Origin of the sequence: Nocardia sp. BMG51109 (assembly GCF_000526215.1) — a bacterium.
Classification (GTDB): domain Bacteria; phylum Actinomycetota; class Actinomycetes; order Mycobacteriales; family Mycobacteriaceae; genus Nocardia.
The window spans coordinates 3,942,299-3,954,653 of record NZ_JAFQ01000004.1 but is presented as its reverse complement, the minus strand read 5'-3'; the positions used below and the strand labels follow the sequence as shown (position 1 = coordinate 3,954,653).

Below are 12,355 nucleotides of genomic sequence, written 5' to 3'. Positions count from 1 at the left end.
CCGCCACGATCAGCTCCGCCGACCGCGGCAGCGCCACGGCGACCACCGTGTCGGGGCCGACTCCCTGCGAGACCAGGATCTGCGCGAGCCGATTCGCTCGATCGTCCAGGGCCCGGTACGTCAATTCGACGTCGGCGCAGACGACGGCTACCGCATCCGGGGTCCGAGCGACCTGTTCCCGGAACAGTCCGACGACGCCGGTGCCGGAGATATCGGCAGTGGTCTCGTTCCATCGGCGCAACACCAGATCGCGTTCGCCGTCCTCGAGGATATCCAGCGAGCCCACCGGTGCGCCCGGGTCCGACACGATCGACCGGAGTATCCGCAGGAACCTGGCCGTCATCGTCTCGACGGTGGGCCGATCGAACAATTCGGTCGCGTACTCGACGAGCCCGCTCCACTCGCGGCCCGCCGGGGTGTCGGTGATATTGAAGAACAAGTCGAGCCGTGACGTCGCGGTGGACGCGGGATAGGGCTCGACGCGGACCCCCGGCAATTCGAGGGTGGGCAGGGTGTTGTTCTGAAACGCCAGCGACACCTGGAACAGCGGATGATGCGCCGCCGAACGAACCGGATTCAGCAACTCCACCAGCAACTCGAACGGGACATCCTGATTCTCGTACGCCGCCAGCGCCTTCGCCCTGACCTGTTCCACGACCTCCAGGAAAGACGCCGCCGGAACGATCTCGGTCCGCAGCACCCACGTATTGACGAAGAACCCCACCAGATCGGCCAAGGCTTCATCGGTGCGGCCGGCGATCGGCGCCCCGATCGGAATATCCTCTCCCGCACCGAGTTTGAACAACAACACCGCCAACGCCGACTGCAACACCATCGACACCGTCGCACCCGCACCGGCAGCCAACCGCTCCACCGCCAGCCGAGTCTCGACATCGATGTCGAACAGCACCATGTCCCCGCCGTAACTCGCCACGCGCGGGCGCGGCCGATCCGTCGGCAACCGCAACTGCTCCGGCAATCCGGCCAACTCGCCCCGCCAGTACTCGAACTGCCGCGACAACACACTGTCCGGATCGTCGGACGACCCCAGCAGCTCCCGCTGCCACAGCGTGTAATCCACATACTGCACCGGCAACGGCGCCCACCCCGGTGCGCGTCCTTCGAGGCGGGCGGTATACGCCATGGCCAGATCTCGCAGCAACGGCGCCATCGACCACCCGTCGCCGGCACTGTGGTGAATCAACAGCACCAGCACGCACTCGTCTTCGCCACAGCGAAATACGCCGGCGCGTAAGGGAATCTCCGAGGAGAGATCGAACCGGTACCGCACCGACTCGGTCACCGCCGAGTCCACCTCGCCGGGATTCACCTCGCCGACGGTGACCGGAACCTCGACGCCGCCGGCATCGAGCACCCGCTGCGACGGCACCCCGTCCGCGGCCGCGAAGAGCGTGCGCAGGCTCTCGTGGCGCGCCACGAGGTCACCGATCGCGGCCGCGAATGCCGCTTCGTCGAATACGCCCGTCAATCGCACGGCCACCGCAATGTTGTAGGTGGCGGAGGGTCCCTCCAGCCGATGCATGAACCACAATCGCCGCTGCGCAAATGACAACGGAACCATGTCCGGACGCCGACGGGCCGACAACATCGGACGCACCCGAACACCGGCATCCAATCGAGTCGCCAACTGCGCCACCGTCGGAGCATCGAAAACCGTCCGAATCGGCACCTCGACACCCAATACCGCCCGAATACGACTGACCAACCGAGTAGCCAGCAACGAATGACCACCCAACGCGAAGAAACCGTCGTCCACACCGACCCGGTCGAGCCCCAGTACCTCCGCGAACAACTCGGCCAACTGTTGTTCCTGCACGGTGCCCGGCGCGCGGTATTCCGTCGAGGAGACGAACTCCGGGTCCGGCAGCGCCTGCCGATCCAGCTTTCCGCTCGCCGTCAACGGCAGCGACTCGACCACCATCACGACCGCGGGCACCATGAATTCCGGCAGCCGATCACCGGCGAACCGGCGCACATCGGCCGCCAGCAGACCGGCCCGCGGATTGTTGGCGTAGGCGGCGGGATCGTCCACAGGGGCGGAGGCCGCGTACACGGCTGCCAATGGTCGACCGTCGGTGGCGGCGGCGTCGAGGAAGACCGCGTCCATACGATCCGGCTCCGCCGACCAGGTGACCGCGGTGGAATACCCGAATCGCTCTCCCAGCACGTGCAGGTCTTCGGGCAACAGTGCCGCGCCGGCCCGGTCGGCGGGGTCGTCGAGTATTCCTTCGAAAGCGATCCCGAGGGGGTCCGACGTGTCACCGGGGCGGCCGGTCCGTATCCGGTGGGCGGCTTCGACTTCACCGATGAGCCCGGCGTGCGGGATCCCGGTGACACGGAGACAGCCGGAATTCCGATCCCGAAGGAGCCCGCGCAACCGATCCCTGTCGCGGAACTCCACTTTCGGCACGTCGGCGACAGCGACCGGCGTCACCGCGGACGTGTACAACACCACGTCGTAGCGGTACCTGGTCAGCTCGTTGACCGAATGCCCGCGCTTGAGCCGGATATCCACCGCACCGAACCCGGTTGCCGCGCGGCACAATCCCACGAAGTACTCCGGCGCCAGCAACAGTTCTTGTTCGGCCGCGATATCTCTGCGGACCCGATCGCCCACCGCCGCCGGATCATCACCGCCGTTGCGCGCGATCTGCACCGCCGTGGTGAACTCCTCCAGCAGAGCCAGATTCCGCACATCACCGACGAACACCACGCCACCGGGAACCAGCACCCGCAGCACCCGCTCGAGAACCCTGCGCAGATACTCCTGCCCCGGGAAGTACTGGACGACCGAATTCAACACCACGGTGTCGAAATAGCCCTCCGGCAAACCATCGATATCATCAGCGGTCCGCACACTCAGCACCACACGATCCGCCCACTCCACGTCCAGCTCACCCAGCTGCCGCCGCAGCGTCGTGACGGTCGCGGCGGAGAAATCCGTCGCCCAATACTCGTCGCAGTGAGAGGCCAACTGCGACAACAGCAACCCCGAGCCCACGCCGATCTCCAGCACACGCCGTGGCCGCAACTCCCGGATACGGTCGACGGTCACGGCCCGCCATTCCCGCATCTGCTCCACCGGAATCCGGGCCCCGGTGTAACTGCTGTTCCACCCACCGAAATCCGCGCCGAACCCGGCCGCGATCCCATTCCTTCCCGGGCTGTCACCGCCGTCCTCGGCACCCGAATACAGGGTGTCGTACACCCGGCGCCACTGCCCCACCAACTCGTCCTCCCCCACGGCCGGGCCGGACCTGTCGGGGACCACATAACCGACGAGCTGCTTGTCTCCGGGTCCGGCGTCACGCGCTGTCACGACCGCCTGCGACACCGAAGGATGCTGCCCCAGAACGGATTCCACCTCACCGGGTTCGACCCGGAAACCACGGATCTTCACCTGATCATCGGCCCGACCCACGAACTCCAACTGCCCGTCGGAATTCCACCGCACCACATCACCCGTGCGATACAACCGGCCACCGGCCGGACCGAACGGATCGGCAACGAACCGCGCCGCGGTCGAACCGGTGCGGCCGTGATACCCCCGCGCCAACTGGGCACCGGCCGCATACAACTCCCCCGCAACACCGACCGGAACCGGCGTCAACCACGAATCCAGCACGTACACCCGCGTATTGGCCACCGGAGCGCCGATCGGCACCACACCGGACACCGTCTCCGGCACAACCGACGCCGTCACATCGACCGTCGCCTCGGTGGGGCCATAGAGGTTATCGATGCGAACACCTGTCCATGTAGACCGCACCGCCTCCACCAGACCGGCGCTGAGCGCGTCAGCACCGGTGTTCACCTGCTCGATGCTCCGGAAAGGATTGTCCGGCAACGATTCCACATGGTCGACCAGGGCCGACAACAATGCCGGCGTCGCGAACAGCTTCGTCACCGACCGAGACTCGACCAACCGCACGATTTCCACCGGATCCGAACGCTGCTCACCCGCGACGACCAATACCGCACCACCACACAGGGCAGGCCAGATCTCGTACGTCGACGCATCGAACGCCACCGACGAATGCACCAGCACGCGATCCCCGGCGCCTGCCGACCACGCCTGTGACACCAGATTCACGACGTTGCGGTGCGTGATACCAACACCTTTCGGCACCCCCGTCGATCCCGAGGTGTAGATCAGGTACGCCAAATTCTCCGGCCGCACGGCCGCGGACCGGCCATGCGCGCTCGTATCGCCGCTGTCGAGTGTGTCGAGATAGAGGTGGGGAATCGCAGTGCAAGGCAACAGCTTCGCGGTATCCGTGCCGGTCACGACCACCACCGGCTCAGCGTCCGCGAGAATGAACGCCAACCGATCGGAGGGATACGCCGGATCGATCGGCAGATACCCACCCCCGGCCTTCAACACACCCAACAACGCCACCAAGAGTTCCGCAGACCTCGGCAGTGCGACCGCGACAATCACGTCCGGCCCGACCCCATGCGAGATCAGCACCCGCGCAAGCCGATCCGCCCGCGCATCGAGCTCTCGATACGACAGCTCCGCATCACCGCAGACCACCGCGACCGCATCCGGCGCCGCCGCAACCCGCGCCTCGAACAAGCCGACCACGGTGAGATCCGAATCCACCGGTACGGCAGTCGCGTTCCACCGACGCAACACCAGCTCGCGCTCGTCCCCGCCGAGAACATCGATCGCACCCACGGGCAGTTCGGGATCCGACACCACCCGCCGCAAGATCCGCACCAACCGGTCCACCATCTCCTCGACCGTGGACCGATCGAACAACTCGGTCGCGTACTCGACGAACCCGCTCCACTCCCGACCGGAGGGGGCATCCGCGATATTGAAGAACAGGTCGAACCGCGACGTCGCGGTCCACGCCGGGTAGGGCTCGATTCCCACCCCCGGCAACTCCAGGACCGGCAAGGCATTGTTCTGGAATGCCAGCGACACCTGGAACAGCGGATGATGCGCCGCCGAACGAACCGGATTCAGCAACTCCACCAACAACTCGAACGGAACGTCCTGATTCTCGTACGCCGCCAGAGCCTTCGCCCGCACCTGACCCACGACATCGGCGAACGACGCCCCGGCCGTCACGCCCGCACGCAATACCCACGTATTGACGAAGAACCCCACCAGATCGTTCAGGGCCTCATCGGTACGCCCGGCAATCGGCGCACCGATCGGAATATCCTCCCCCGCACCAATTTTGAACAGCAGAACCGCCAATGCCGATTGCAACACCATCGAGACCGTCGCACCCGCATCAGCAGCCAAACGTTCCACCGCGACACGAACATCCCGGTCGATAGCGAACACCACCGCGTCCCCGCCATAGCTCGCCGCCCGCGGACGCGGCCGATCCGTCGGCAACCGCAATTGTTCCGGCAACCCCTCCAGCTCGCCCCGCCAGTACTCGAACTGACGCGACAACACACTCCCCGGATCGGCAGACGACCCCAGCAACTCCCGCTGCCACAGCGTGTAATCCACATACTGCACCGGCAACGGTGCCCACCCCGGTGCGCGGCCCTCGAGACGAGCCGTGTACGCCACCGACAAATCCCGCAACAACGGAGTCAACGACCACCCGTCACCGGCGATGTGGTGTATCAGCAACACCAGTACGCACTCGTCGGTGCTGTAGCGAAATACAGTGGTGCGCAGGGGAATTTCCGACGACAGATCGAACTTGTATCGCGCCGCTGCCGTCACGGCCGCGTCCAGCTCGGCGATATCGATGTCGCTCACCGTCACCGGCACTTCGACGGTCGTGGCATCGAGCACCCGCTGCGACGGCACACCCTCCGCGGCCGCGAAGAGCGTGCGCAGACTTTCGTGCCGGGCAGCGACGTCGCGGACCGCGGCGGTCAACGCCGGCATATCCGCCGCGCGCAATCGCACCGCCAACGCCATGTTGTACGTCGCGGAGGGCCCCTCCAGCCGGTGAATGAACCACAACCTCCGCTGCGCGAAAGACAACGGAACCACATCCGGACGCCGACGGGCCGACAACATCGGACGCACCCGGACACCGGCATCCAGCCGAGTCACCAACTGCGCCACCGTAGGAGCGTCGAAGATCGTCCGAATCGGGACCTCGACTCCCAGCACCGCGCGGATTCGACTGACCAGTCGAGTAGCCAGCAACGAATGACCACCCAACGCAAAGAAGCCGTCGTCGACCCCCACCCGGTCACGCCCGAGAACTTCGGCGAACAACTCCGCCAGGACCCGCTCCTGTTCACTACCCGGCGCCCGGTATTCCACCGGCGACGCGAACTCCGGAATCGGTAGGCCCTGACGATCCACCTTCCCGTTCGCTGTCAACGGCACCGACTCGACCACCATCACCACCGCCGGCACCATGAAGTCCGGCAGCCGCTCGGCCACCCAGCGCCGCACGTCCGAGCCATCGAGATCGGTCCCGGCCGCATCCTCGGCGCCCTCGGCCGAGGCAGTGCGGTCCGGGACGACATACCCGATCAGCTGTTCGTCTCCCGTATCGAGATCACGCGCTGTCACCACCGCCTGCGACACCGAAGGATGCTGCCCCAGAACAGATTCCACCTCGCCCGGCTCGACCCGGAAACCACGGACCTTCACCTGATCATCGGCACGACCCACAAACTCCAACTGCCCACCGGCGTCCCACCGCACCACATCACCCGTGCGATACAACCGGCCGCCAGCCGAATCGAACGGATCAGCCACAAACCTCGCAGCAGTCGAACCCGCCCGACCGCGATAACCCCGCGCCAACTGCGCGCCGGCCACATACAGCTCCCCCGGAACGCCGGCCGGAACCGGCATCAACCACGAATCCAGCACGTACACCCGCATATTCCCCAGCGGAGACCCGATCGGCACCGACGCATCCCCCTCCGAGGAGGCGTCGGCCGCGAACACCGTCGCGAACACCGTGGTTTCCGTCGGGCCGTAACCGTTGACCACCTCCGCACCGGCGCACACGGACCTCAGTCGGCGCACCACCGCCGAGGACAGTTCCGCACCGCCCGCAACCACCTGGGCCAGACTCCGGAAGGGGTTGCCGGGCAATGCTTCCACCCGGTCGAGCAGTACCGACAGCAACGCGGGTGTCGAAAACATCCTGGTCACCGATCGTGACTCCACCAGCCGGACGATCTCGGCGGGATCCGATCGCTGTTCACCGGCCAGCACCAAGGCGCCACCACCGGTGAGCGCGGGCCAGATCTCGTAGGTCGAGGCATCGAAGCCGATCGAGGAATGCACCAGCACCCGTTCGCCGGGACCGATCGACCATTCCCGGGAGACCAGGTTAAGCGCGTTACGATGCGTTATCGCAACGCCTTTCGGCACACCGGTCGAACCCGACGTGTACATCACGTACGCCAGGTTCTGCGGCCGCACGGCGACGGCCGGGCCGGGACCGGCATCGCCGATATCGGATGCGTCGAGGCAGAGTAGTCGTGTCGTGGTGTGGGACAACAGCTTTGCGGTCCCGGTATCGGTCACGACGACGACCGGTGCCGCGTCGGCGAGGACGAGCGCCAGCCGATCCGAGGGGTAGGCCGGGTCGATCGGCAGATACCCACCGCCCGCCTTCCACACCCCCAGCAGCGCCACGATCAACTCCACCGACCGCGGCAAGGCCACCGCGACAACGGTGTCCGGACCAACCCCATGAGAACACAGTGCGCGCGCCAGTCGCTCGGCCCGGATATCCAGCTCCCGATACGACATCTCGGTGTCGTCGCGGATCACCGCGACGGCGTCCGGCGTCCGGGCCGCCTGTGCCCGGAAGAGTCCGAGGACGGTGCCGTCGTCGACTCCGGCCGCGGTGTCGTTCCAGCGATACAGCATCCGCTCGCGTTCGTCGGTATCGAGCACATCGATCGACCCCACGGGCAGCCGGGGATCCGCCGCCACCACCCGCAGGATCCGTGCCAACCGCGCCGCCATCGCCTCGACGGTGGACCGATCGAACAGATCCGTTGCGTACTCGATGAATCCGTTCCACCCGGCCGAGGCGGGGCCCTCGCCGAGGCTGAAGGTCAGATCGAATCGTGAGGTCGTGGTGACCGGCGGACGTGCCTCGACCCGGACGTCCGGCAGTTCCAGTGCGGACAGGGCGTCGGGCTGAAAATCCAGCAAGACCTGGAACAACGGGTGGTGTGCCGCGGACCGGGCCGGGTTGAGCAACTCGACCAGCAGCTCGAACGGCGCGTCCTGATTCTCGTACGCCGCCAACGCCTTCGACCGCACCTGACCCACGACATCGGCGAACGACGCCCCCGGAGTTACGCTCGCGCGCAACACCCACGTATTGACGAAGAACCCCACCAGATCGGCCAGGGCCTCATCGGTACGGCCCGCGATCGGCGCACCGATCGGAATATCTTCTCCCGCACCGAGTTTGAACAGCAGCACCGCCAACGCCGACTGCAACACCATCGACACCGTCGCACCCTCGTCGACAGCCAGCCGCTCCACCGCGGCACGCGTTCCAGGATCGATGCCGAACAACACCATGTCCCCGCCGTAACCGGCCACCCGCGGACGAGGCCGATCCGTCGGCAACCGCAGCTGCTCCGGCAACCCGGCCAGCTCACGACGCCAATACTCGAACTGCCGAGACAGCACACTGCCCGGATCGGCAGACGATCCCAGCAACTCCCGCTGCCACAACGTGTAATCCACATACTGCACCGGCAACGGCTCCCACTCCGGCGCCCGGCCTTCGACACGAGCCGCGTACGCCACCGACACATCCCGCAACAACGCCGCCGCCGACCACCCGTCACCGGCAATGTGATGCATCAGCAGCACCAGCGCGCACTCGTCGGCACCACACCGAAACACGCTGGCCCGGAGCGGAATCCGAGTGGCGAGGTCGAACCGGTACCGCGCGGCCCCGGCGACCGCCGCCTCGCCGTCCACGGGATCCACGTCGGTGACGGTCACCGGCGCCTCGACGCTGTCGACGTCGAGTACGCGCTGCTCCGGCTCACCGCCGGCCTCGGCGAAGACCGTGCGCAGACTTTCGTGCCGGGCGACGACATCTCCGACCGCTGCCACGAAAGCCGACTCGTCGAACGCGCCCGTCAACCGCACGACCAGCGGAATGTTGTACGTGGCGGAGGGACCCTCCAACCGGTGGATGAACCACAGTCGCCGCTGCGCGAACGACAACGGAACCACAGCCGGCCGCGGCCGGGCCCGCAGCATCGGACGCACCCGCACACCGGCATCCAGCCGAGTCGCCAGCCGTGCCGGCGTCGGAGCATCGAAAACCGTCCGGATCGGGACCTCGACCCCCAGCGCCGACCGGATTCTGCTGATCAGACGAGTGGCGGACAGAGAATGGCCGCCCAGTTCGAAGAAACTGTCCTCCGCGCCGACCCGCTCCAGGCCCAGAACCTCGCCGAACAACTCGGCCAATACCCGTTCCCGAGTCGTCCCGGGCACCCGGTACCGCGCCGAGGACACCCACTCCGGATTCGGCAGCGCCCCACGATCCACCTTCCCGTTCGCGGTCAACGGCACCGACTCGATCACCGTCACCACCGCCGGCACCAGGAAATCCGGCAACCGCTCGGCGGCGAACCGCCGCACCTCCGCACCATCGGGCCCATTCCCGCTCGCGCGATCGGTGACCACGTAACCGATCAACCGGTCATCGCCGTCATCGCCGTCGGCTCGTACCACCACGACCGCCTGCGACACCGAAGGATGCTGAGCCAGGGCACTTTCCACCTCACCGGGCTCGACCCGGAAACCACGAATCTTCACCTGATCATCGGCCCGGCCCACGAACTCCAACTGCCCGCCGGCATTCCACCGCGCCACATCACCCGTGCGATACAACCGGCCACCGGCCGAATCGAACGGATCAGCAACGAACCGCACAGCGGTCAGCCCCGCCCGGCCGTGATATCCCCGCGCCAGCTGCGCACCGGCGACGTACAACTCCCCGGCCACCCCCACCGGAACCGGCATCAACCACGAATCCAGCACGTACGCCCGCATATTCCCCAGCGGGGACCCGATCGGGCTACCACCCCGAGCGCCATGCTCCGGATGCACGTCCAGCTTTGTCACATGCACCGTGGTTTCGGTGATCCCATACATATTGACCAGAGCCGGACTCGCACCACCGGGCGAATACCAGGGCCGCAGATGCGTATGCCGCAGCGCCTCCCCGCCGAATATCACCGTACGCAGAGCGGAATCGGTAGTACCGGCGACCGACCGAGCTTCCGCCAGTGCGCGGAAGGCCGAAGGGGTCTGATTGAGAATCGTCACTCCGGCGTCGACCACCAGGTCCCACAGCTGCGCGGGGGTGCGCACCACGTCCCACGGCACGACGACGAGCCTGCCGCCGTGCAGGAGCGCACCCCAGATCTCCCAGACGGAAAAGTCGAATGCCGGCGAATGACACCAGGCCCAGACGTCATCGGGACGGAATTCGCACCACCGGGCGACGCCCTGGAAAAGCGAGGCCACATTGCGGTGGGTGACGGCGACGCCCTTCGGCCTGCCGGTGGACCCGGAGGTGTACATCAGGTACGCGAGATTGCCGGGCCGCGGCGGAGTCGGCGACGCGACAACGGACGGTTCCGCACCGCCCTCGTCGACGAGCAGAAGGGGTACGCCGATGTCCGGCAGCGTTTTCGACGTCGCAGCGTCGGTGAGGACGGCAACGGGGGCGGCATCGTCGAGGACGAACGCCAGCCGGTCCGCGGGATGGGCGGGATCGATCGGCAGATACGCGCCACCGGCCTTCAGCACCGCCAGCATCCCGACGACCAGCTCCGCCGACTTGGGCAGTGCCACCGCGACGACATCGTCCGAGCGCACCCCGTACGCCGTCAGGGCCCGGGCGATACGATCCGCGCACTCGTTCAGCCGGCGATACGAGAGCTCCAGCGCACCGGACACCACCGCCACCGCGTCCGGTTCCCGGTTCACCCGGTCCTCGAACAACCCCACCACCGTCGCCTCCGGGTCGACCGGCACCGCCGTGTCGTTCCACGCCTCCACCACCAGCCGGCGATCGGCGCCGAGAACATCCACCGACCCGATCGGGACGCCCGGGTCGGATATCGCCTGTCGCAAGCAGCGAGCAGTCGATTCGAGATAGCGGTGGAGATCATCGTCGGTATACAGCCGAGAATCCCCCTCCACGCGCAGGAAAATACCGCGGTCCGACCGCTTCTCATACGAGAACACGATCGACAGATCTCCATTGTTACCGGCCGAGAAGACCTGGAGATCGGCCGTGCCGCCGGTCATCCTCAAGGCGCCGAAGAACGACATGACATTGACGACCGGACCGAGTGGTTGATCATCGGTGGATGACATTCTCGAGTCTCGCCGGATATTCGCCATCCCGTACCGCAGGTGCCCCTTGGCGTCGGATATGCTTTCGCCGATTCCTGCGGCCAGGCCCGCCAGCGACAGGTCACGGCTCGCATCTATCAGGAGGGGAATGTTGTCCGAAAGTTGACACGGCGTACCCCGGGCGATACCGGCACGGTTGGAAACCGGTATCTGCACGCAGAATTCGTCCCGTTGCGCGTAACGCCGGACAACGGCGGCCGCTACCGACATCAGCAGATACGGAAGTCTGACGCCGATCGATTGCGCGGCGTTCGCCACATCGTCCAGATCCGTACCGGAGAATTCGCGTGTACAACCGATGCGCCCCGGCTCCGCGCCGGCATCGGCGTGTCCGGGAAGCCTCAGCCGATCGATCCCGGCGGGGATCCGACCCCGCCAGTAATCACGATCCACGTCCTGCTGATGCAGCCGATAGAAATCATCGCTGTCGGCGATATCCTCGATGCGCGCGAATCCGGACGACTCGAGGGGAATTCCCGCCCTCGACGTATGGTACACGTCGAGAACTCGCTGGGCCCACGCGACGACGCCGACGCCGTCCATGATGATGTGATGGAAACACGTCGACACGAGGTGGTGTCCGTCGCCCAGCTCGAGTAGTGCGACTCGCAACAGTGAATCGCGCTCCAGATCGAAACTCCGCTCCCGTTCACCGGACATATAGTCGAAGGCGGCCGCCACCGGGTCCGGCTTCTCGGTGAGATCCACGTGTATCGGCATCCAGTCCCCGATGTCACGCTCGACCATCACCGGGCCGTCGGCACCCCGGACGAAGTTCACCCTGAGCGGCTCCGACTCGCCGAACACGTGCCGCACAGCCGCGATGAAACACTCCGTGTCCAGATCTGCGCGGATATCGATGTATACGACGCAGTTGTTGGGAACATCCGACAGTTCGTGCGCTATCCACAACTCTTTCTGAATCGCCGTCGGACCGCGCAACGGGGATGTGTTACCGAATGGCAT

General features: G+C 66.2%; 1 protein-coding gene (only partly in view). It reads right to left on the bottom strand.

Annotated elements, in window-relative coordinates:
• Nucleotides 1-12,355, bottom strand: partial view of a non-ribosomal peptide synthetase gene (locus tag D892_RS0119460; RefSeq protein WP_024802856.1) — the 5' portion only. It extends 2,834 nt beyond the left edge of the window; 12,355 of the gene's 15,189 nt are visible here — the first part of the coding sequence; the start codon lies at nt 12,353-12,355; its stop codon lies off the left edge, out of view.